The sequence below is a fragment of the Caulobacter vibrioides genome (assembly GCF_002858865.1).
Taxonomy (GTDB): Bacteria; Pseudomonadota; Alphaproteobacteria; order Caulobacterales; family Caulobacteraceae; genus Caulobacter; species Caulobacter vibrioides.
The window spans coordinates 97525-118521 of sequence record NZ_PJRR01000019.1; the positions used below are offsets into that span (position 1 = coordinate 97525).

The 20997-nt window shown below is 67.3% G+C and carries 21 protein-coding genes; 9 read left to right on the forward strand and 12 right to left on the reverse strand.

Annotation, left to right across the window (positions count from 1 at the left end; translation table 11 throughout):
* The first annotated feature begins 177 nt into the window (after window positions 1–177).
* The 4 genes from CVUC_RS14710 to CVUC_RS14725 all read left to right on the forward strand — a co-directional run bounded on the left by CVUC_RS14710 (window position 178) and on the right by CVUC_RS14725 (window position 3056).
* Window positions 178–1659, forward strand: coding sequence for a leucyl aminopeptidase (locus tag CVUC_RS14710; protein ID WP_096033258.1), 1482 nt, complete (start codon window positions 178–180; stop codon window positions 1657–1659).
* Window positions 1660–1779: 120 nt separating this feature from the next.
* Window positions 1780–2241 carry a DNA polymerase III subunit chi gene (locus CVUC_RS14715; protein ID WP_010919563.1) on the forward strand — a complete coding sequence of 154 codons (462 nt, stop codon included), beginning with the start codon at window positions 1780–1782 and terminating at the stop codon, window positions 2239–2241.
* Window positions 2238–2579 (forward strand): hypothetical protein, encoded by a 342-nt coding sequence (locus CVUC_RS14720; RefSeq protein WP_012640303.1) that lies wholly within the window; start codon window positions 2238–2240, stop codon window positions 2577–2579. The genes CVUC_RS14715 and CVUC_RS14720 overlap by 4 nt, the downstream gene beginning before the upstream one ends.
* Before the next feature lie 90 nt (window positions 2580–2669).
* Complete coding sequence (locus tag CVUC_RS14725) at window positions 2670–3056, forward strand: c-type cytochrome (protein WP_423748631.1); 387 nt, start codon at window positions 2670–2672, stop codon at window positions 3054–3056.
* A gap of 12 nt (window positions 3057–3068) precedes the next feature.
* Here CVUC_RS14725 and CVUC_RS14730 read toward each other — a convergent pair whose 3' ends face one another.
* Together CVUC_RS14730 and CVUC_RS14735 are read right to left on the reverse strand one after the other, a co-directional pair.
* Window positions 3069–3467, reverse strand: a complete 399-nt coding sequence (locus tag CVUC_RS14730) for a hypothetical protein (RefSeq protein WP_024265736.1) — start codon at window positions 3465–3467, stop codon at window positions 3069–3071.
* 77 nt (window positions 3468–3544) lie between these two features.
* Window positions 3545–5410 carry an ABC-F family ATP-binding cassette domain-containing protein gene (locus CVUC_RS14735; RefSeq protein WP_096033259.1) on the reverse strand — a complete coding sequence of 622 codons (1866 nt, stop codon included), beginning with the start codon at window positions 5408–5410 and terminating at the stop codon, window positions 3545–3547.
* Between the two features lie 96 nt (window positions 5411–5506).
* On the opposite strand from CVUC_RS14735, the gene ndk reads away from it, so the two are divergent.
* The gene (ndk, locus tag CVUC_RS14740) at window positions 5507–5926 is read left to right on the forward strand and encodes a nucleoside-diphosphate kinase (RefSeq protein WP_010919569.1); all 420 of its coding nucleotides are present in this window, start codon (window positions 5507–5509) and stop codon (window positions 5924–5926) included.
* Here the strand turns inward: ndk and CVUC_RS20490 are convergent.
* Complete coding sequence (locus CVUC_RS20490; protein ID WP_012640304.1) at window positions 5923–6165, reverse strand: hypothetical protein; 243 nt, start codon at window positions 6163–6165, stop codon at window positions 5923–5925. The two genes, ndk and CVUC_RS20490, sit on opposite strands and share 4 nt — an antisense overlap.
* Here CVUC_RS20490 and CVUC_RS14745 point away from each other — a divergent pair.
* A complete protein-coding gene (locus tag CVUC_RS14745) occupies window positions 6049–6648 on the forward strand; it encodes a YoaK family protein (RefSeq protein WP_096034772.1) in 600 nt (199 codons plus the stop codon). The two genes, CVUC_RS20490 and CVUC_RS14745, sit on opposite strands and share 117 nt — an antisense overlap.
* Here the strand turns inward: CVUC_RS14745 and CVUC_RS14750 are convergent.
* From CVUC_RS14750 to purM, 3 genes are all read right to left on the reverse strand, one after another.
* Window positions 6645–7262, reverse strand: coding sequence for a DedA family protein (locus CVUC_RS14750; protein WP_010919570.1), 618 nt, complete (start codon window positions 7260–7262; stop codon window positions 6645–6647). The genes CVUC_RS14745 and CVUC_RS14750 overlap by 4 nt on opposite strands.
* A 78-nt stretch (window positions 7263–7340) precedes the next feature.
* Window positions 7341–7922, reverse strand: a complete 582-nt coding sequence (purN, locus tag CVUC_RS14755; protein ID WP_096033260.1) for a phosphoribosylglycinamide formyltransferase — start codon at window positions 7920–7922, stop codon at window positions 7341–7343.
* A 160-nt stretch (window positions 7923–8082) separates the two neighbouring features.
* Window positions 8083–9108, reverse strand: a complete 1026-nt coding sequence (gene purM / locus CVUC_RS14760; protein ID WP_096034773.1) for a phosphoribosylformylglycinamidine cyclo-ligase — start codon at window positions 9106–9108, stop codon at window positions 8083–8085.
* A gap of 125 nt (window positions 9109–9233) precedes the next feature.
* Between purM and rnd the strand changes: the two genes are divergently transcribed.
* The 3 genes from rnd to CVUC_RS14775 all read left to right on the forward strand — a co-directional run bounded on the left by rnd (window position 9234) and on the right by CVUC_RS14775 (window position 13731).
* On the forward strand, window positions 9234–10403 hold the full coding sequence (gene rnd, locus CVUC_RS14765) for a ribonuclease D (RefSeq protein WP_096033261.1): 1170 nt from the start codon (window positions 9234–9236) through the stop codon (window positions 10401–10403).
* A gap of 248 nt (window positions 10404–10651) precedes the next feature.
* Entirely contained in the window at window positions 10652–12334 is a 1683-nt protein-coding gene (locus CVUC_RS14770) for an ATP-binding protein (RefSeq protein WP_010919574.1), read from the forward strand.
* Between the two features lie 104 nt (window positions 12335–12438).
* A complete protein-coding gene (locus CVUC_RS14775; protein WP_164468125.1) occupies window positions 12439–13731 on the forward strand; it encodes a serine hydrolase domain-containing protein in 1293 nt (430 codons plus the stop codon).
* Window positions 13732–13763: 32 nt separating this feature from the next.
* On the opposite strand, the gene CVUC_RS14780 is transcribed toward CVUC_RS14775, so the two are convergent.
* The 6 genes from CVUC_RS14780 to CVUC_RS19750 all read right to left on the reverse strand — a co-directional run bounded on the left by CVUC_RS14780 (window position 13764) and on the right by CVUC_RS19750 (window position 20151).
* On the reverse strand, window positions 13764–14033 hold the full coding sequence (locus tag CVUC_RS14780; RefSeq protein ID WP_164468126.1) for a hypothetical protein: 270 nt from the start codon (window positions 14031–14033) through the stop codon (window positions 13764–13766).
* A gap of 155 nt (window positions 14034–14188) precedes the next feature.
* Complete coding sequence (locus tag CVUC_RS14785) at window positions 14189–15688, reverse strand: Ppx/GppA phosphatase family protein (protein WP_010919577.1); 1500 nt, start codon at window positions 15686–15688, stop codon at window positions 14189–14191.
* 90 nt (window positions 15689–15778) lie between these two features.
* Window positions 15779–16174 carry a hypothetical protein gene (locus CVUC_RS14790; protein ID WP_096033263.1) on the reverse strand — a complete coding sequence of 132 codons (396 nt, stop codon included), beginning with the start codon at window positions 16172–16174 and terminating at the stop codon, window positions 15779–15781.
* Complete coding sequence (locus CVUC_RS14795) at window positions 16171–18387, reverse strand: RNA degradosome polyphosphate kinase (RefSeq protein WP_096033264.1); 2217 nt, start codon at window positions 18385–18387, stop codon at window positions 16171–16173. The genes CVUC_RS14790 and CVUC_RS14795 overlap by 4 nt, the downstream gene beginning before the upstream one ends.
* A gap of 205 nt (window positions 18388–18592) precedes the next feature.
* On the reverse strand, window positions 18593–19285 hold the full coding sequence (gene hdaA, locus CVUC_RS14800) for a DnaA regulatory inactivator HdaA (RefSeq protein WP_096033265.1): 693 nt from the start codon (window positions 19283–19285) through the stop codon (window positions 18593–18595).
* 137 nt (window positions 19286–19422) lie between these two features.
* Window positions 19423–20151, reverse strand: coding sequence for a hypothetical protein (locus CVUC_RS19750; protein WP_125469928.1), 729 nt, complete (start codon window positions 20149–20151; stop codon window positions 19423–19425).
* Window positions 20152–20997: the final 846 nt, after the last annotated feature.

Here is a 20997-nt window from a genome sequence, read left to right on the forward strand (position 1 = left end):
CGCCGTTCTACACGGGGGCTTAACGCCAGCACAACCGGGGACCGAACTTGGCCGTCCCGACTGTAGCCGAACGGAGCCTTTTCTAAGGCGCGGCATTGGACTATGCCGCCTTGATGAGGTGAGCCGGCGCGCGGTCTGATGCGCCGCTTACGGTCGCCCAAATTGCAGGAGCGCGGCATGCGTATCGAGTTCGTTCCCGTCGACACCCAGGCCGGCGCCACCGCCGCGCTCGCGGTCCTGGCTCACGAAGGCGCCGCCTTGTCGCCCGAAGCCCGCGCAGCCAACGAGGCCACCGGCGGCGCCCTGGCGCGCGCCATCGCCGGCGGACGCTTCACGGGCGCCAAGGGCCAGACGCTCGACATCGTCGCCCCGAACGGACTGGAAGCCGCACGTGTGGTTCTGGTTGGGGTGGATGGCTCCGGCGCCGTCGAGCCCGAGGCGGTCGAGCTGGCCGCCGCTTCGGCCTTCCAGGCCGTGAAGACCTCGGGCGTGGTCGAGCTGGTGCTCAAGCTGGGCGCCGACGCCGAGACCGCCGCCCGCGCCGCCTTCGGCGCGCGCCTGGCCGCGTACCGCTTCGACAAGTATCGCACCACCGAGAAGGCTGAGAAGAAGCCCTCGGTCCAGGTGGTCAAGATCGCGGCCGCCGATCCGGTCAAGGCGCAGAAGGCCTATGAGCCCCTGGCGGCCCTGGCCGACGCCATCGTGTTCAGCCGCGACCTCGTCTCCGAGCCGGCCAACATCCTGCATCCGGAAGAATTCGCCGCCCGCACCAAGAGCCTGGAAAGCCTGGGTCTGGAGGTCGAGATCCTGGGCGAGGCCGAGATGGCCAAGCTGGGCATGGGCAGCCTTCTGGGCGTGGGGCAGGGCAGCGTCCGCGAAAGCCAGCTCGTTATCATGAAGTGGATGGGCGCGGCCGATAAGTCGGCCCAGCCGATCGCCTTCGTCGGCAAGGGCGTGTGCTTCGACACCGGCGGCATCTCGATCAAGCCGGCCGACGGCATGGAAGACATGAAGTGGGACATGGGCGGGGCGGCCGCCGTGGCCGGCGTCATGCACGCCCTGGCCGGCCGCAAGGCCAAGGTCAACGCCATCGGCGTGCTGGGCCTCGTCGAGAACATGCCCGACGGCAACGCCCAGCGTCCGGGCGATGTGGTCACCTCGATGTCGGGCCAGACCATCGAGGTCATCAACACCGACGCCGAAGGCCGCCTCGTCCTGGCCGACGCGCTTTGGTACACGCAGGAACGCTTCAAGCCCCAGTTCATGATCGACCTGGCCACCCTGACCGGCGCGATCATCATCTCGCTGGGTCATGACTACGCCGGTTTGTTCAGCAATAACGACGGCTTGTCGGAAAAACTTCTCGCGGCCGGCAAGGCCGAGCGTGAGAGCCTGTGGCGCTTGCCGCTGCCGGCCGCCTATGAGAAGCAGATCGAAAGCCCGATCGCCGACATGAAGAACATCGGCGGGCGTCCGGCCGGTTCGATCACGGCGGGCCTGTTCCTGCAGAAGTTCGTCAACGGCGTGCCGTGGGCCCACCTCGACATCGCCTCGGTCGCCTGGAAGAAGCCCTCGGCCGATCCGACCGTGCCCGATGGCGCGGTGGGCTATGGCGTGCGTCTGCTCAACCGCCTCGTCGCCGACGCCTACGAAGGCTGATCCGAAGAGGCTGTCATCCCGGCCCAGCGCAAAGCGCGCCGAGCCGGGACCGCCCCAAGCGCCGCGTTTGTCGCGGTCCCGGGTCTTCGCTACGCTCGCCCGGGATGACAGGGAATTTCGATGACGGCTAACCCCTGCGAGGTCTGGTTCTATCACCTCGAGCGCTCGCCGCTCGAGGCGGTGCTGCCCGAGCTCCTGGAAAAGACGCTGGGGCGCGGCTGGAAGGCGCTGGTGCGCGGCGGCGATCCGCGCCGGATCGAGGCCCTGGATCAGCATCTCTGGACCTGGCGGGAGGACAGCTTCCTGCCGCATGGCCTGGCCAGCGAGCCGATGGCCGAGCGACAGCCCGTGCTGCTGACCGCCGCAGAGGGAAACCCCAACAGCGGCGATGCGCTGTTTCTCATCGACGGGGCCGAACCTGGAGATCTTTCAGGGGTTTCGCGCTGCATCCTCTTGTTCGACGGGCGTGACGATCAGGCCTTGGCGCAGGCGCGCGGACGTTGGTCGACGTTCAAGAAGGCCGGGCATCCGGTGTCGTACTGGCGCCAGGGCGCCGAGCGGGGTTGGGAGAAGCAGGCATGAGGCGGACCTTTGCAGTGTTGATCTCGGCGATGGTTCTGGCGGGTTGCTCCAGCGCACCGGAGCCCGCGCCGCCGCCACCACCGACGACGCCGACCGCGCCGCCGGCCATCGCGCTCCCGACGCCGCCGCCGCAAAGCGAGCCCAAGGACGAGTGCGGCCTGAAGGACGCCCAGCAGTTCATCGGCCAGCTCCGCACCAGCCTGCCGGCGCCGGTCGACCCCTCCCGCTGGCGGGTCGCCTGCACGACCTGCCCGGTCACGATGGACTATCGCCCCGACCGCCTGAACATCCTGTTCAACGCCGATACGGGCGTGGTTCAGCAGGTCAAGTGCGGCTAGAGCGTTCCGGGGATCTTGCTCCTACGCGCTGGCCCTGAGTTGGCGTAGGCGAGCGTTGGGCGCATTGTCGCCATGACGGGAGTGACCGACATGCGCAGGCTTCTGACGACCGCCCTGGCGATGATGGCTTTGATGGTCCCGGCGACGACGATCGCGCAGGCGTCCCGGCCCGCCGCGGAGGCGGACGACGCCATTCCCGGCTCGCCGGCCCGGGGCGCGACCTTCGCGGCCAAGCAATGCGCCACTTGCCATGCGATCACCGCCGATGGCGTCAGCCCGCGCATGGACGCGCCGCCCTTCGGAGAGGTCGCCAAGAAGTATGCGGACTACCGATTGGACTGGGAGCTGGAGGCGATCGCCTCGGTCGGTCACTACGCCATGCCGGCCAAGGCGATGACGGCGATCCAGATCGCCGACGTCACCGCCTATCTGCGCACGCTGTATGACAAGCCGCGCGACGAGCACCATCGCCGCTGAGGAGGCAGGCGGTCAGCGCTTACCCACGCCTGGAAACTGCGCCACGCCGTCCTCGAACACGCCCAGATAGCCGAGCTCTCCGAGGAGCGGCGTCAGGTCCTCGACCAGATCGCCGGACTGCGGCAGGTGAACCGGACGGTCCTTCTGGTCATGCAGGCGATAGACCGTCCACATCTTGCCGCGCGGCGCGGGCGCGCCCGGCTGGATGAACTTGTGCTCCCAGCCGACCAGGGCGGGCGAGCGGCCCACCTCGACGTCGAAGGGGCGATCGCGGAAGGCCAGATCCATCTCGATCCGCAAGGCCTCGCCGATGCGGGTGTTCACCCATTCGGCGAACGCTTCCAACACGACGTGCGACGACAATCCTTCCGGATTGGCTACGACATGGTTGCGGGGGTGACCTGTGCTCATGGGTCGCACCATGCGGCGACACACGTTCGGGAAGCGCTAAACGACATGGTTTAGCGGCCGTTCACCCTGAGGTTGGCTCAGCCTTCGGCCTCGGCCAGCTCCTCGGCCAGGCTCATCCAGGCCTCCTCGGCTTCGTTCAGCTTGGCCTGGGCGTTGTCGCGGCGCTTGGTCAGTTCGGCGACCTTGCCCGGGTTCTTGACGTAGAGATCCGGGTCGCCGAGCTGGGCTTCCAGTTCGGCGAGGTCCCGGGTGCGCCGCGTCATCACCTGCTCGGCGGCCTCGACCTTGCGGCGAAGCGGCTCGACGGCGGCCTTCTTCGTGGGCGGGGCGACGGGCTTTTCAGGCTCGCGGCTGACCTGGGTCGGTTTCACGGCCTGCTTGGCGCGCTCCAACACGAACCTGGCGTAGTCGTCCATGTCGCCGTCGAACGACTTGACCGTGCCGTCGGCCGCCAGCCACAGGCGGTCGGCGACCAGCTCCATCAGCGAACGGTCGTGGGTGATCAGGATCACCGCGCCCATATAGTCGTTCAGCGCGTCCAGCAGGGCCCGGCGACTGTCGATATCGAGGTGGTTGGTCGGCTCATCCAGGATCAGCATGTGGGGCGCGTCCATCGCCACCAGGTTCAGCAGCAGGCGCGCCCGCTCGCCGCCCGACAGACTCTCGACCTTGGTCTCCTGCTTTTCGAAGCCGAGGCCGAACTGGGCCAGTTTCGAGCGCCGCGAGCTTTCCGAGGCCTCGGGCATGGCGCGGCGGATGATCTCCAGCGGCGTGTCGTTGGGATCCATCGCCTCGATCTGGTGCTGGTGGAACCAGCCGACCTTCATCTTCTTGTCGCGGTGGAACTCGCCGGCCTGTACGCCCAGCGCGCCGGCGATCATCTTGGCGAAGGTCGACTTGCCCGCGCCGTTGACGCCCAGAAGACCGATGCGGTCATCCAGGTCCATGCGCAGGTTCAGGTTCTTCAGGATCGCGCGGTCCGCCTCATAGCCGACGCTGGCCTTCTCCAGCCGGATCAGCGGCGGGGGCAGGGGCTTGGGCGGCGAGGGCAGGGTGAAGGGCGCGACGCGCTCCTCGATCGTGGTGGCCACCGGCTCCATCTTGGCCAGACGCTTCATCCGCGACTGGGCCTGGGCGGCCTTGGAGGCCTTGGCCTTGAAGCGATCGACGAAGGCCTGCAGGTGGGCGCGCTCGGCGTCCTGCTTGGCTTTGGCGGAGAGTTGCAGGCGGGCCTTCTCGGCGCGGCGCTTTTCGAAGTCGTCGTAGCCGCCGGTGTAGAGCTCCAGCTTGCCGCCGGCCAGGTGCAGCATGTGGGTGCAGCTGTTGTTCAAGAGCTCGCGGTCGTGGCTGACGATCAGCGCCGTGTGCGGATACTTCTGAAGGCGGGCCTCCAGCCAGAGGGCGCCTTCCAGGTCGAGATAGTTGGTCGGTTCGTCCAGCAGCAGCATGTCGGGCTCGGCGAACAGGGCCGCGGCCAGGGCGACGCGCATGCGCCAGCCGCCCGAGAACTCGCTCATCGGCCGGCGCAGGTCTTCCTGGGTGAAGCCCAGGCCCGCCAGGATTTCTGAGGCGCGGGCCGGGGCGGAGTCGGAGTCGATCTCGATCAGCCGGGCCCAGATCTCGCCCATCTCCTCGGGATCAGCGGTCTCAAGCCGCGTCATCAGCGTGTGGCGCTCGACATCGGCCTCGAGAACGGTCTCCAGCAGGCTCACCGGCGTGGCCGGGTGTTCCTGGTCGACCGAGCCGATGCGGGCGCTCTTGGGCAGGCTGATTTCGTCATCGCCCGCGTGCAGCTGGCCCAGGATCAGCTTGAACAGCGTCGACTTGCCCACGCCGTTTCGTCCGATCAGGCCGACCTTGGCCCCCGGCGGCAGGCTGACGGTCGCCTTGTCGAAAAAGCGCCGGCCCCACGCATTGAAGGTCAGGTCGTTGATCTGCAGCATTTTTGTGAAGCTTACGCGGTGGGGTTGGCGAGGGCGGGGCGCACGGCTATAAGCCCGCAACCTCCCAATTCACAACTTTTCTGTGAGATCACTGTCGTGACCGAACGCACCTTCTCGATCATCAAGCCGGACGCCACGCGTCGTAACCTGACCGGCGCCATCAACGCTGTGATCGAGGCCGCCGGCCTGCGCATCGTCGCTCAGCGCCGCGTGAAGCTGACCGAAGCCCAAGCCAAGAAGTTCTACGAAGTCCACGCCGAGCGTCCGTTCTACGGCGAACTCGTGGGCCAGATGACCGCCGAGCCGGTCGTCGTCCAAGTGCTGCAAGGCGACAACGCCGTCCTGAAGTACCGCGAAGTCATGGGCGCCACGAACCCGGAAAACGCCGACGAAGGCACCATCCGCAAGCTGTTCGCCCTGTCGATCGGTGAAAACTCGGTCCACGGCTCGGACAGCCTGGAGAACGCCGGCATCGAAATCGCCCAGTTCTTCACGGAAGACGAAATCGTCGGCTAATCGCCGTCGACATTTCTGATGACGCAGAGCGGCCGGATCGGAGACGATCCGGCCGTTTTCTTTTGCGCGGGAGTCTGGGCGTGCAGCACTACGGACGCGGCGAGGTGGCGCTGGCGGTCACGCTGTCGGGCGTGGCGGGCTATGTCGACGCGATCGGCTTTCTGAAGCTGGGCGGCTTCTTCGTCTCGTTCATGAGCGGCAACTCGACGCGCCTGGGCGTGGCCCTGGCGACGAGCCACTGGGCGGCGGCGCTGACGGTCCTGGGGCTGGTCGCGGCCTTCGTCGCGGGCGTGGTGCTGGGCGCGCTCATGGCCCGGGCGCTGGGCGAGGCGCGGCGTTCGCCGGTGCTGGTCCTGGAGGCCATGCTGCTGGCGATCGGCGCGATCCTGCTTGCGCTGGGACACGATCGCGCGGGGATTGCGGCGGTGGCGATGGCGATGGGCGCCGAGAATGCGGTCTTCCAGCGTAACGGCGACGTCACTGTGGGCCTGACCTACATGACCGGCGCCCTGGTCAAGGTCGGGCAAAGGATCGCCGGCGCGATCGTCGGTGGAGAGCCGCGCGACTGGTGGCGCTATGCGCTGCTGTGGGCGGGCCTGGCGTGCGGCGGCGCGCTGGGGGCGCTGACCTATCTGACGGTGGGGGCGGCGGCGCTGTGGATCGCTGTGGCCATCGTGCTGGGCGGCGCGCTATGGGCCGAGCGACGTTACCGCTCGGTCTAGGCCAGGACGGCGCGCGGCCGCTGGAAAGCCAGCCAGATCGTGGCGACGATGATCAGCGCCGCGACCGCCAGCGGACCGGCCACGCCCGGATCAAGATCCAGGCGCTGCAGATTGACGACGGCCAAGTAGCCCGGGGCCATCAGCGACACGACCCAGATCGGCGCGGTCAGCGCGCTGGCGATATGGAACCGCCAGGGGCGGGCGCGGCTCATGCCGGCCAGGATCGGGATCATCGGGCGGACGGGGCCGAGATAGCGGGCGGCGATGATCGCCACCGTGCCGTAGCGGCGGGCCAGCAGCTTGGCGCGGGCGAACAGGCGCCGACGGCCCGAGAACAACATGCGAGCGCCGTGGCGGCCGCCCAGACGATGGCCGAGCAGATAGGAAAGGGCGTCACCGACCGCCGCGCCGGCGCTGCACCACAGCACCGCCTCGACTGGATGCATCACGCCTTGGGCCACCAGGGCGCCGGCGGCCAGCATGACGCCGACGATGGGGATCAGCACGCCGACGACCAGAAGCGCTTCCAGCAGGGTCAGCACGAACAGCAACCCGCCCGCCAACAAGCTGTTGTCGGCCGCGAGGGCGAAGGTCTGATTCAGGAAGGCGTCCATGGCGGCACTATCTCGTGCGACCGTGACAATTCTCTGACCCAGCGTCGTAAATGCGCGTCAACCTTCGGCTTTCGCCGCTCAAAGGCCGCGGCAGAACGTCGCCAGGGTGTCGGCGTAGAGCCTGTGTTCCTGCTCCAGCACCCGGGCGGCGAGGGCGGGCTCGTCGTCGCCGGGCAGGATCGGCACGCGGGCCTGGCCCAGGATCGGACCCTCGTCGACGCCGGCCGTGACCAGATGGACCGTACAGCCGGCCTCCAACTCGCCGGCGGCGATGGCGCGGGCGTGGGTGTCGAGACCCGGATAGGCGGGCAGCAGGGACGGGTGGATGTTCAGCATCCGGCCCTCCCAGGCGTCGACCAGGAAGGGGGTCAGGATCCGCATGTAGCCGGCCAGGGCGATGACCTCGATCCCGCGTGCGCGCAAGGCTGCGTCGATGGCCCGCTCATGGGCCTCGCGGTCCTTGCCGAACGGCTTCTGATCGACGCACAGCGCCTCGACCCCGGCTGTGGCGGCGATCTCCAGGCCCTTGGCGTCGGGCTTGTTGGCCAGCACGAGGGCGATCTCGAACGGACAGCCGGGCGCCTGGGCGGCGCGAACCAGCGCCTCCATGTTGGAGCCGCGGCCCGAGATCAGCACGGCGACTTTGGTGGGTTGGGTCATTCCATTCCCCAAAACCCTTCTCCCCTTGCGGGAGAAGGTGTCGCCGCCAGGCGACGGATGAGGGGTCGAAGAAGGCGTCAGCCGCGAGCGGAATCCGCCGCGCAACCCCTCATCCGACCCGCTGCGCGGGCCACCTTCTCCCGCAAGGGGAGAAGGTGGCCTAAGCCTTCACCAGCTGGCCGCAGATGAAGGCGTCCTCGCCGGCGTTCAGCAGGGCCGCCAGCACCGGCTCGGCGTCGGCCTGGGCCACGATGATGATGAAGCCCACGCCGCAGTTGAACGTGCGGCGCATCTCGTGCTCGGTGATCCCGCCGGTCTGGGCCAGCCAGTCGAACACCGGCGGCATGGCCCAGCTGTTCCAGTCGAACTCGGCGGCCAGACCCTCGGCGATGGCGCGCGGCGGGTTCTCGATTAGGCCGCCGCCGGTGATGTGGGCGCCGCCCTTGACGCGGCCCGACTTCAGAAGCGGCAACAGCGACTTCACATAGATGCGGGTCGGGGCCATCAGCGCCTCGGCCAGGGTCTTGCCGTCCTCGAAGGGGCAGGGCGCGTCCCAGGCCAAGCCCGAGCGCTCGACCACGCGGCGCACCAGCGAGTAGCCGTTCGAGTGCGGACCCGACGAGCCCAGGCCGATGATGATGTCGCCCGCGCGCTGCTGATCCAGCTTGGGCAGCACGGCGTCGCGATTCACCGCGCCGACCGAGAAGCCGGCCAGGTCGTACTCACCGTCGGCGTACATGCCCGGCATTTCGGCGGTCTCGCCGCCCACCAGGGCCGAGCCCGAGATCTTGCAGCCCTCGGCGATGCCGGCGACGACGCTCTTGGCCGTCTCGACATCCAGCTTTCCGGTGGCGAAATAGTCCAGGAACATCAGCGGCTCGGCGCCCTGGGCCAAGAGGTCGTTGACGCACATGGCCACCAGGTCGATGCCGACCGTGGCGTGCATGCCGGTGTCGATGGCGATGCGCAGCTTGGTGCCGACGCCGTCGGTGGTCGTCACCAGCAGCGGATCGTCATAGCCGGCCGCCTTCAGGTCGAACAGCGCGCCAAAGCCGCCCAGGCTGGCTTCCGCGCCGGGGCGGCGCGTGGCCTTGGCCAGCGGCTTGATGGCGTCCACCAGGGCGTTGCCCGCATCGATATCGACACCCGCCTGGGCGTAGGTGAGGCCGTTGGGCAGATCGCTCATTCGCTCGCTCTGGTCTGTCGGAAGGCGACGACGCCGTCCGAACTCGCGGAAAATTTGCTTCCCGGCCATGCTTGGCGCGTCTTGACGCTTGCAGACTCGGGGGTGCGCGAGGCTATTAGCAGCGGATGAAGCTGATCACCACCACCGCCGAGTTGGCGGCGTTCTGTAATGGCCTTGCGGGCGAGCCTTTCGTCGCCGTGGACACCGAGTTCATGCGCGAGACGACCTACTGGCCCAAGCTGTGCCTGATCCAGGTCGCGTCCCCCACCCAGGAAGCGGTCATCGACCCGCTCGCCGATGATATCGATCTTGAGCCGCTGCTGGTCGTGATGCGTGACGAGCGCATCCTCAAGGTGTTCCACGCCGCCCGGCAGGACGTCGAGATCTTCAACAATCTGAAGGCGATGCCCAAGCCGCTGTTCGACACGCAGGTCGCCGGCATGGCCGCCGGCTTCGGCGAGCAGATCGCCTATGACGCCCTGGTGCGTCAGATGCTGCGGATCGAGATCGACAAGTCCAGCCGCTTCACCGACTGGGCCCGACGTCCGCTCACCGACGCGCAGCTCAGCTACGCCCTGGCCGACGTGACCCACCTGGCCAAGCTGTTCCCGATCCTGCGCGAGCGCCTGGAAACCTCGGGCCGTCTGGCCTGGGTCGAGGAAGAGATGACCGCCATCTCCGACCCGGCCGCCTATGATGTCGACCCGGAAAAGGCCTGGCGTCGCCTGCGTCCGCGCAAGACCGCGCCGAAGTATCTGGCCGTGTTCAAGGCCGTCGCCGCCTGGCGCGAGCGCACCGCCCAGAACCGCGACCAGCCGCGCGGCCGGATCCTGAAGGACGAGGCCATCGACGAGCTGGCCACCCAGACGCCCGGCAATCTCGAGGCGCTGAACAATCTGCGAGGCGTGCCCAAGGGCTTTGGCGGCAGCAAGTTTGGTCCCGACCTGCTGGCGGCGATCAAGGACGCTCTGGCCGATCCGGAAGGCTACGCGCCCGTCGTCGACAAGCCCGGCCCGCCGCCGCCTCAGAACGCCGGCGCCGTCGTCGAGCTCCTCAAGGTGCTGCTGAAGGCGCGTGCGGAAGAGGCCGGTGTGGCCTCCAAGCTGATCGCCACGGTCTCCGACCTTGAGAAGATCGCCGCCGATGACAACGCCACGACGCCCGCCCTTACGGGCTGGCGACGCGAAGCGTTCGGTTCCGATGCGCTCAAGATCAAGCGCGGCGAACTGGCGCTGGTGCTGGACGGCGCCCGTGTGCGGGTGGTCGAGGTGCGTCGCGCCCCCAAGAACGATTGATCGTCCTTGTTTAAGGCTCAAATTCGCGGTCTTGGCGTCCCGCTGGCGCCTCGATCGCGGGTTTCAGGCGCCTGAACTGGCCTCACGCGCGATGCTGGCGGCTCTCAAGCCTGTCTCGCTTGGACGGGCTGACCGAAAGTCGATATGCAGCCGCCGGGGGCATTGCGTTAGGGCGCTTTCGGGCGGTTCGATAGCTTACGCTTGAACCTAACGCGATCTAAACTCGGGCAGACTGGGTGCGCGTCCAGATGGGAACGGTGTTGCGGACATTCTGGACAAACCTGGCTGAGGACTATCGCCCGGCGGCGTTGTCGCGCCGCAAGCAGGTTCCGCTGCGTCTGTTCGTGATCGTCACCCTGTGCGTGGCGGCCTTGATCCTCAAGAACATGCCGTTCCTGTTCGGCTGGTCGGTCGCCTACCTCGTCGTCCAGATCTGTGAGCTCTATGCGCTCAAGCGGTTCATCAACGCCGCTGACCCGACCGACCGCGTCTGGGTCAACCTCGTTTCCGATGTCGCCCTGGCCACGGTGTTCGGCTGGCTGGCCCTGCCGTTGTGGGAGATGGGCACGCCCGCCGGAGCCGCCGGTGCGATGCTGCTCTTGTCGGCCTCGATCTTCACCGCCCTGATGGGGGCTGAAGGCTGTATGGTCGCGTTCATCAGCGGCGCGGGGCCGCACGTGGCCTATCTGTTCATCACGCCTCTGCTTGCGGGCGGCGGCGGCGATCCGGTCTTGCCGTACTTCCTGATCGGCGGCGGGCTGTTCACCCTGACCATCGCCATGACCTTCCTATGGTCGCACCGGGCGATGAAGGCCGAGCGGGAGGCGCGACGCGCCGCCGAGGCCCAAGTGGCCGCACGTTCGGCCCTGATCGCCATGGTCAGCCATGAACTGCGAACGCCGATCAACGCCATCGTCAATGGCGCTGGACGCTTGGACGCGGGCAGCGCCGGTCTCATCGCCGATGCGGGCCGGATGATGCGCACCCTGCTCAACGACCTGTTGGATCTGTCCAAGATCGAGGCCGGCCGCATGGGCGTCGAAATGGTCGACCACGACCTGCGGGCTCAGGTGTCCGATGCCGTCGATTTCTGGCGCGGGGCGGCCGAGGCCAAGGGGGTGACCCTGACCTTGACCGGCGCCGAGCGCCTGCCGCGCTGGGTGCGGGGCGATCCCATGCGTCTGCGGCAGGTGCTCAACAACCTGATCAGCAATGCCGTGAAGTTCACGACGGAAGGCGGAATCACCGTCGACGTCCGGCCGGTCGCCAGCGGGGCGGCGGCCGTGGAGATCGAGGTCCGGGACACCGGACCGGGCCTCACCGAGGCGCAGATCATCCGGCTGTTCGATCCCTACGAACAGCTTGGAAGCGAGACCGCGCGGAACTTCGGCGGCACGGGTCTTGGCCTGGCGATCAGTCGCGACCTGGCGCGTCTGATGGGTGGCGAGCTCGCTGCCAGCTCTGCGCCGGAGGGCGGCGCGCGGTTCGTCCTGCGCCTGCCGACCCCGGCGGGCGCCGAGCCGACGATCCAGGCGCTTGCCGAAGAGCAGGACCTCGTGCTGGCGCCACGCTTGGACGCGCCGCGGATCCTGGTCGTCGACGACCATGACATCAACCGGCGCACCTTGCGCGGGATTCTGGAGGCGTTCGGGGCCGTCGTCGATGTCGCCGAGGATGCGCTGAGCGCTCTGGCGGTGTGCGAAGACCAGCGCTTCGACGCCATCGTGATGGATGTGCGCATGCCGGGCATGGACGGGCTGGAGGCGACGCGCCGGCTCCGCGCGGCGGGCCTCAATCGTCAGACGCCCGTGGTGGCGGTCACCGGCGCGGTCTCGGACGACGAGGTCGCGGCCTGTCGCGATGCGGGCATGACCGCCTGTGTCGCCAAACCTGTGAGCGCCCGCGAGCTTTATGCCGCCTTGTTCGCCTGAGGACAGCGTTAGCGCCTGACGATCGGCGGCTTCTTCACTAGAAATGGATGCGGCGCTGCGAGTCGGCGCGTCGCTGATTTGCCCCCGAACCGCCGCAGGATCCCGTGCCCAAAATCGACCCCGAGCGCGTCGAGGTCAGCAAGCCGCATCGCATCTGGGTGGCCGTCGGCGCGGCGGTGCTGCTGCTGCTGCTTCTCGGCGCGATGCTCCTGCCGCGCACCACCGGTCGCCTGACGAGCGCGCCGCATGGTTTGGCCGCCGCGCCCGCGCCGCCCGAGCGGCCGCAAGACTGGCGGGGCGATATCGACTACCGCGGCGTGGACAGCCGCCTGCGGGCGATGATGACCGATCGGTCGATGCAGGGACTGGCGGTCGCCGTCGTCGAGAAGGGGCGACTTTCCTTCGTTCAGGGCTATGGCGTCACAGCAGAGGGCGGGGCGCCGGTGGATGCGCGGACCGTGTTCCGCTGGGCCTCGCTGTCGAAAACCGTCGCGGGAACCCTGACCGCCCGATTGGCGGCCGATGGCGCGCTATCACTTCAGGATCCGCTTTCGGCGTTCGACACCAGTCTGAAGCTGCCCGGCGACGCGCAGGTGGGCTTGACGCTGGAGCAACTGCTTTCCCAGCGCACGGGCCTGGGTCGCAACGCCTACGATGGTCGGCTGGAGGACGGGGAGGACCCGAACGTCATTCGCGGATCGTTCGCGGCGCTGAAGCCGGTGTGTCCGCCCGGGACCTGTCACACCTATCAGAACATCGCCTATGACACGATCACCGAGGTGATCCACGCGCGCACCGGTCTAGACTATGCCGAAGCGGTCAAACGCCGTCTGTTCGAGCCGCTGGGCATGAAGAGCACGACCTTCGGGGAGGCCGGTTTGAAGTCCTCGGCCCAATGGGCCAGGCCAACGCGTCACGGTCGTGCGCTGCCGTTCTCTGATGCGTACTATCACGTGCCGGCTGCAGCGGGGGTGAACTCGACGATCGTGGACCTGGCGATCTGGATGCAGGCCCAGATGGGGTTGCGGCCCGACGTGCTGTCGCCGTCCGTACTGGGCGAGGTTCAACGGTCCCGGGTCGGCACCGGGCGTCCCTACGGCCGCCTCAATATCGCGCGGGAGCTCAAGGGACCGGGCTATGGCCTTGGCATGCGCAGCTTCACCTACCGCGGTCACGATCTGGTCGGCCACAGCGGCGGGGTGGCGGGGTATCGCGCGACCATGATGTTCGAGCCGGCGACGCGGACGGGCATCGTCATGCTGTGGAACAGCGACGCCAACCTGCCGTTCCGCTACCAGGCCGAGTTCTTTGACCGCGTCTACGGGCTGCCCTTCACCGATTTTCTCGAGCTGGATCGGGGTGATCCGATGCCGAGTGGCTCAGAACTGGCGGACTAGCCGGGGTAGACGCGGTCAGGAAGCCTGAGCGATCAATGGGCGAACTGGGAAAGCGCACCGCCGGCGGCCAGGCCCAGAGCGCAGAAGATGCCGAGATGGAACACAACGCCGATGGCGACCGTGCGGCGAACCGACCAGCTGCTTTCCTGGGCGAACACACGGCCCAGTTCCGATTGCAGGGTGCGCGCGGCGCTGGTCACCGGCGCGTCGTGGTCATTGGCCACTCGGAGTTCGGGGCGCTTGCGAGCGGCCGCAGCCGGAGCGATAGCGTCGAGATAGTCGAACTTACGCTGCAACATCACTGACCTCCACATTTGTTGTTGGAGGAAGGTTGCGCGTGGCAAGGCTAACAAACCGTGCTTTTTTCCTGCAGAATTGTGCGGCATTCTGTCAATTGCCCCGTATTGGGGAGATTCACAGCCAGTTAATCATGAGCGAAATCTGAACTATACCTGTATCAGGCCGCTATGATCTTGGGTTTGAGTCCAAGATGCTGTGCTGCAGTATTGGCGCGCTTATTGGTTTGTTCACCAAGAACGAGGTCGGCAAAGCCCGGCTCTGCAGACACAATCAGATGGGCGCTATCCAGGGTCAGGCGCGAGCGGCCCAGCAGGCTGGGGCTGCGGCCCGACAGGTCGCACGCCAGGCGGATGGTCGCGCCCAGGGCGCGGGCGCGCTTCAGCTGGGCAGGACTCAGCAGGCGTTCCAGCGTCTCTAGTTCCGGCGGGTGGAAATTGGTGGCGTGGCGGGCGTGGGCGGCGGTGGCCAGGAAGCAGCGCTCGGCGTGGCCCTGGCCGGCGATCGGCGCGCGCAGAACCTGTTCGAACACCAGGTCGGCGCGATGGTCTGGGTGCAGGCGCACGCCCATGTCGGCCAGACGGCAGGCGGCGGAGATCAGCACGCGGTCCCGGTCGCCAAACAGCGGCGGAAGGTCCTCGAAGGCGGGCGCGATCCACGCGTCGAGCGCCGGGCCCAGCTCGTCGGCGACGCCCTGCCGATGGCCCAGCGCGCCGCAGCCTTCGATCAAGGGGTCCAGCCCTCGGACGCGGGGCGGCATGGCCTCGAACAGCAGCCCTTCGCGCACGCCATAGGCCGAGATTTCGATCCGCTTCAGCTGAAGCTGCTCGATCAGGGTCTCCAGCACGATGGCGGCGTAGGGCAGGGTCTCCGAGCGCTTCTTGCTCATGCCCTCTATGCGTTCCAGCGAGCTCTTGGACTGATGGGCCACCAGGCGTGCGGCGTCCAGCGCCTCGCCGGCGCTGATCGTGTACTGGTGGACGACGTGCAGCGGATAGCCTGACAGCCGCATGTGCAGCAGGGCGAGGTTGCGCCAGGCGCCGCCCACGGCGTGGAAGGTGTCGGTGCGGAAATCGGCGGCGACAGGCGCCAGCCGCTCCTGGGCCAGGCGCCGTACGCGCTCGCCGTCGAAGCCGTTGCCGGTCCCGCCGGGACCCGCCAGGCTGAACGGGCCCAGCGGCAGGGTGACCCCACGGCCCGCACCGGTGGCCGACAGGTGAACCAGCTCGAGACTGGCCCCGCCCAGGTCACCGACCACGCCGGTCGCGTGGGGTGCGCCCGCCAGCACGCCGACGGCGGCGTAGTGGGCTTCTTCTTCGCCGGACAGCACGCGGACGGTGAAACCGGTCTCCTCGCGCACGCGCGTAATGAAGTGCGGGCCATCCAGGGCCTCGCGGGCCGCGGCGGTGGCCACCACGAAGGTTTCGGCCGGATTGACCGCCTCCAGAACAGCGCGGAAGCGCTTCAGCGCCTGCAGGGTCTGGACGACGCCCTCGGGCGACAGGCGGCCGGTCTTGGCGAGGTCGCGGCCGAGGCCGGCCAGCACCTTCTCGTTGAACACGGTCCAGATGGCGCGGCCCTCCAACCGGTACACCACAAGGCGGACCGAGTTTGAGCCGATATCGATTACAGCCGCGTCGCGCGGGGCCTGGAAGGGCATGCGCGTCCTTTAGCCTATTCCCCGTCGGGGGAAAGCGGGACCGTTCGTCTCGCGACGAATTTCCATGGGGATGACTTTATCCGGTCCGGCCTAGGGATTGATGCGGCAGGCCACGGTGCGCCAGCCGTCGGCCTCGCGCCGGTGGTAGCAGGTGCCGTAGGCCACCTGGTGGCCGTCGGCGCGGGGGCCGCCCTTGGTCAGGGCCCAGGGGGCAGGGCCCAGCAGCAGCATGTCGGTGCTCTTGGCGCTGGGACCGCAGGGGCCCCACCAGCGCACGCCATAGCCGCCGGCGATCCCGGGGCCATAGACCTCGGCCGTGGCCTGGGCGGTTTTCTCGACGCCCGGCGGCGGCGCGCCGAAGCGGTCGAAGCCGGGACGGGCGGGCAGGGCCTGGATCGCGCAGATCTCCGCCCGTCGCTCGCCCCTGGGCGCGCAGGCGCTCAGGGCCGGCAGAAGCAGCAGAACGGCGAGGGCTGTGCGCCTCACCGCTTGCGCTTGGGACCCACGTGGTCGAAGGCGCGCGGCAGGTCGCGGGCCCCGTGACCGCGTCCCGACAGGCTGGGATTGGTCATGAAGTAGTCGTGGGCCGAGAACGCGCCCTTGGTCTTCCAGGCCGGGTCGCGGGCGTAGTCACCCTCGCTGCCCAGCTTCCAGCTCTGGGCCTCGTCATTGAGGTTGGCGACCATGATCTGGTCCAGCACCTGCTGGTGCACGGTCGGGTTCTCGATCGGCACCAGGCTTTCCACCCGGCGGTCGAGGTTGCGCGGCATCCAGTCGGCCGAGCTCATATAGAGCCGCGTCTGGGCGCTGGGCATGGGCGCGCCGTTGGCGAAGGCCACGATGCGCGAGTGCTCCAGGAACCGGCCGACGATCGACTTGACCCGGATGTTCTCCGACAGACCCTTGATGCCCGGACGCAGGCAGCAGATGCCGCGCACGACGAGGTCGATCTGCACGCCCGCCTGGCTGGCCTTGTACAGCGCGTCGATGATCTGCGGGTCGACGACCGCGTTCATCTTGGCCCAGATCCCGGCCGGCCGGCCCTCGCGCGCGGCGTCGGCCTCCAGGGCGATCATCCGCAGGAGATCAGGCTTCAGCGTCTGGGGCGAGAACGACAGCTTCTCCAGCCGCCCGGGCTGGGCGTAGCCGGTGATGAAGTTGAAGAGCTTGCCGCCGTCGCGCCCCAGGGCCGGGTCGCAGGTGAACAAGGACAGGTCGGTGTAAACCCTGGCCGTCTGCGGGTGATAGTTGCCGGTGCCATAGTGGCAATAGGTGCGCAGGGCCTCGCCCTCGCGGCGCACCACCACCGACAGCTTGGCGTGGGTCTTCCAGTCGACGAAGCCGAACACCACGTGCACGCCCGCCCGCTCCAGGTCGCGCGCCCATTTGAGGTTATTTTCCTCGTCGAAGCGGGCCTTGATCTCGACGAGGGCCGTGACGTTCTTGCCGTTGTCGGCCGCCTCGATCAGGGCCGCCACGATCGGGCTGTCCTTGGAGGTGCGGTACAGGGTCTGCTTGATCGCCAGCACGTTCGGATCGCGCGCGGCCTGACGCAGGAACTGCACCACCACATCGAAGCTTTCGAACGGGTGGTGGACCAGGATGTCCTTCTCGCGGATCGCCGCGAAGCAGTCGCCGCCGTGGTCGCGGATACGCTCGGGGAAGCGGGCGTTGAAGGGCGGGAACTTCAGGTCCGGACGGTCCGGCGGGATCAGTTCGCTCATCTGGGCCAAGCCCAGCTTGCCGTCCAGCAGCACCACATCCTCGGGCTCGGCGCGCAGGCCTTCGACGATGAAGTCGCGCAGGTCTGCCGGCATGGTGGTCTGGATCTTGACCCGCACCACCTGGCCCAGACGCCGCTTCTTCAGCCGCGCCTCGAACTCGCGCACCAGGTCTTCGGCCTCTTCCTCGATTTCGAGGTCACTGTCGCGGATCAGGCGGAACAGACCCCGGCCCTCGACCTCGTAGCCGGGGAACAGGTGCTCCAGGAAAAGGATGATCAGGCTCTCCAGCGCCACGATCTTGCGCTGGCGCTTGCGCCCGCGCGACACCACCGAGCTCAGCTCCCAGAACCGCCGCACCTGCGAGGGGATCGGCGCCAGGGCGTAGAGGTGCTTGTCGTCGGCGATCCGCCGCAGCTTCAGCGCCAGGCAGAAGCCCAGGTTCGGGATGAACGGGAACGGGTGGGCCGGATCGATGGCCAGCGGCGTCAGCACCGGGAAGATCTGGTTGCGGAAGATCTCCTCGGCCCGGACCTTGTCGTCGCCCTCGATGTCCTTGGCGTCCAGCAGCTTCAGGCCCTCGTCCCACAGCTGGGTGCGCAGCAGGCGCCAGATCTTCTGCTGCTCGGCCATCAGCTCGGCGGCCGAGGCGTTGATGCGGTTCAGCTGCTCGCTGGGGATCAGGCCGTCCTGGCTGATCACCCGCACGCCCTCGCGCACCTGACCTTTCAGGCCGGCCACGCGCACCATGTAGAATTCGTCGAGGTTGTTGGCGCTGATCGACAGGAACCGCAGCCGCTCCAGCAGCGGATGGCGCGGATTGGAGCTCTCCTCCAGCACTCGCTGGTTGAAGGCCAGCCACGACAGCTCGCGATTGAAGAACCGTTCGGGCGAGGCCATCAGCTCGGCGTCCAGCGTCAAGGCGCTGGCGTTGGCGGCGACAGGAGCGTTGGCGGCGATCGGCAGGGCGTCGGTCATGGACTCTATATAGGCGAACTTTGTTCCGTCATGGTGAACGCGGTGAATGACGCGGTGAAGACAGCTTGAAAACGCCTTCTCCCCTTGTGGGAGAAGGTGGCGCGAAGCGCCGGATGAGGGGTTTCTGGGCGGATAGGGCGATCGACCCCTCATCCGTCAGCTGCGCTGACACCTTCTCCCGCAAGGGGAGAAGGAGCGTCACGGCCTACCCCTCATCCCCCTCGAACCCCTCCAGCACTTCACGCGCCAGGGCCTTGGTCAGCTCCCGCCGGCCATCGGCCGCCGCCTCGGCCAGCAAGGCCGCTGCGGCTTGCGCCTCGGCGGCTGAGCGGGGCAGGCGGGCCAAAAGGTAGGGGTAGAGATCAGGCTCGGGCTTCCACCAGGCCGCGGCGAAGGCCCGGCGCAGCACCGCCTCCAGCACCGCATCGTCGGGCTCGGCGATTTCGGCCACCGACAGGGCGTTGAGCCGTGAGCGCAGGTCGGCCACCTCGGCGCTCCAGGTCAGGGGCGCGGTGCGGCCGGTCAGCAGCACGGTCCCGCCGTCCACCCCGGCCATGTTCAGAATGTGAAACAGCGCCTCGTCCGACACCGCCGCGCCTTGCGCCCGGCGGTCGGCGTCCTCGACCAGCACCGGCCGGCCGCGCAGGGCCGACAGGTCGACGCTCATGGCGTGCGGATCAGCCGCCTCGACCACCACCGCGCCCGTCGCCGCCGCCCAGGCCCGCGCCAGATGGCTCTTGCCGCACCCTGCCGGCCCCACCAGCACGAGGCGCCCCTCGGCCCAGTCCGGCCAGGCGTCCAGCCGCGCCACCGCATCGCCATTGCTGGGCGAGACGGCGAAGTCCTCCCGCCCATGGGTCAGCGGCGAAGCCAGCGGCAGTTTGAACTGGGTGGACAAGCCTTGGGTCCAGCGTGGTGAACGTCAGGACAGGGATATAGGCCGCTTCGGCGGGGCGGGGGAGGTGCGGGGGCTGGGGATGATGGGGATTAGAGCGGGGGAGGTGTGGGCGAATTTGGGTCGATATCTGCTATCTGTCAGAAGTCAGCTGGAGGCTGCGACGATACGGTTATCCTTGGCGGAGGTTCGGGATTTGGATCAATGATCTTATCGAATGAGGCCCAATAAGCATCTGTAATCTCATCCAGCCAGACGCCCGATTGATCATTGATCTCGCAACGAACGAGAGCGCCGTCCCACATTGAAGAGAATGTGGTGCCATAGATGTTGTCGTGTACCAACAACATGCTTGCTTCGCTCCCAACTAGGACTGAAACATCTGGGTTTAGTTCAATTTTACGCGAAGATAATCTCCCGTGACGGGAAGCGTCTTTTAGGGTGTTGGATCGTTCGGCAGAGTGCGCAATTGCATGTCTTAGTGTGATGTAGGAAGGGAAATAGCGCTCAAAGCGCTTTCTCGCTTCCCGTTTTGATTTGCCGTCGATGATCTCGCGTAGCTGTGGGCATTTTGATATTGATATGTCGATGCCTTCAATAATGCGTCCAAAGTGATAAATGCTCATAACGCAGTCTCGCGCGGCACAAAGTTGCCACTCGTGGTAAGTTCTTTGGTTGGCATAGTCGAATACAGATTGTTCTGCGCATCTTTGGAATAGATTCCGACCAGACCAAAAGGACGTCGAGCGACGGTGCATTTCTGCGATGTTTGCGCGTATGGAGCCAGCGTCATCTCGCTCCTCTTCCGGCAACTCATGAAGCCTGAAATTGGGGGATGCACGAAGCTTATGCATGCGGTCGATAGACATAGTTCTATCCAATAGGTTGGCGTCGGGCCATCGAGAGCAGAGTGAACTCCGTAGGCCCCGGCAGTCCCGTCCTTAAATCTCTCGAAGGCTGCAGCGTGCAGGACTGACCAAGTCAGTCAAGGACGACGCTCCGCGTCGCCGCGCGGCGGCCGCCCGGCGGGCGGTCCTTGAGTGACTTGGACAGCCCTGCGATCGTCTCGCCGTGAGATGTAAGGGGGGCTCCCTTCGCCGAGGGCGGAGGGCAGGGGACTTTTCCCAAACAATCCCCGTCATCCCGCGCTTTATGCGCGGGACCCATTTGTCCGCCGCACGGGCGGGGATCGCTCACATTTTCACGTGGAAGCTGCACCATGGGTCCCGCGCATGAAGCGCGGGATGACGGTGGAAGAGCGGACGCCTCATCCCACCATCCGACCTCCCCGGCGACACGCCAGTGCGGCGAACGCCGGGGCCCAGATACATCCGGAGCGGTTTGGGTGTTCGCGCCTGGCCGCCTTGCCGGCTCACCAAGGTCAGTGGGTTCGATCTGGACCCCGGCGTTCGCCGGGGAGGTCGGGGTTTAAAACCGGTGTCATCCCGGAAGCCTCGCAGAGGCTATCCGGGACCCAGGGGGTGACGAAACGCTGTGCGCGCCGCCCCTGGGTCCCGGCGCTCCGCGCTGCGCGCTTCGGCCGGGATGACACAGGGGGGAGTGTTTGTTTTGGCCCTATAACCTCCGTCATTCCCGCCCTCAAATGAGGGGATACACCGTTACCGACAAAGCCGGTCTCCGGCGCCGAAAGCGGACCTTCCGATCTTCTGGTCGGGGTGGAAGTGGAAGTTCACAGTTGGGGGGCGCACGATCGA

Excerpts from the sequence above, each read along its gene's own strand:
- CVUC_RS14710 (WP_096033258.1), top strand. The coding sequence starts at position 178 with ATGCGTATCGAGTTCGTTCCCGTCGACACCCAGGCCGGCGCCACCGCC.
- CVUC_RS14715 (WP_010919563.1), top strand. The coding sequence starts at position 1,780 with ATGACGGCTAACCCCTGCGAGGTCTGGTTCTATCACCTCGAGCGCTCG.
- CVUC_RS14720 (WP_012640303.1), top strand. The coding sequence starts at position 2,238 with ATGAGGCGGACCTTTGCAGTGTTGATCTCGGCGATGGTTCTGGCGGGT.
- CVUC_RS14725 (WP_423748631.1), top strand. The coding sequence starts at position 2,670 with ATGCGCAGGCTTCTGACGACCGCCCTGGCGATGATGGCTTTGATGGTC.
- CVUC_RS14730 (WP_024265736.1), bottom strand. The coding sequence starts at position 3,467 with ATGAGCACAGGTCACCCCCGCAACCATGTCGTAGCCAATCCGGAAGGA.
- CVUC_RS14735 (WP_096033259.1), bottom strand. The coding sequence starts at position 5,410 with ATGCTGCAGATCAACGACCTGACCTTCAATGCGTGGGGCCGGCGCTTT.
- CVUC_RS14750 (WP_010919570.1), bottom strand. The coding sequence starts at position 7,262 with ATGGACGCCTTCCTGAATCAGACCTTCGCCCTCGCGGCCGACAACAGC.
- purN (WP_096033260.1), bottom strand. The coding sequence starts at position 7,922 with ATGACCCAACCCACCAAAGTCGCCGTGCTGATCTCGGGCCGCGGCTCC.
- purM (WP_096034773.1), bottom strand. The coding sequence starts at position 9,108 with ATGAGCGATCTGCCCAACGGCCTCACCTACGCCCAGGCGGGTGTCGAT.
- rnd (WP_096033261.1), top strand. The coding sequence starts at position 9,234 with ATGAAGCTGATCACCACCACCGCCGAGTTGGCGGCGTTCTGTAATGGC.
- CVUC_RS14770 (WP_010919574.1), top strand. The coding sequence starts at position 10,652 with ATGGGAACGGTGTTGCGGACATTCTGGACAAACCTGGCTGAGGACTAT.
- CVUC_RS14785 (WP_010919577.1), bottom strand. The coding sequence starts at position 15,688 with ATGCCCTTCCAGGCCCCGCGCGACGCGGCTGTAATCGATATCGGCTCA.
- CVUC_RS14795 (WP_096033264.1), bottom strand. The coding sequence starts at position 18,387 with ATGACCGACGCCCTGCCGATCGCCGCCAACGCTCCTGTCGCCGCCAAC.
- CVUC_RS19750 (WP_125469928.1), bottom strand. The coding sequence starts at position 20,151 with ATGTCTATCGACCGCATGCATAAGCTTCGTGCATCCCCCAATTTCAGG.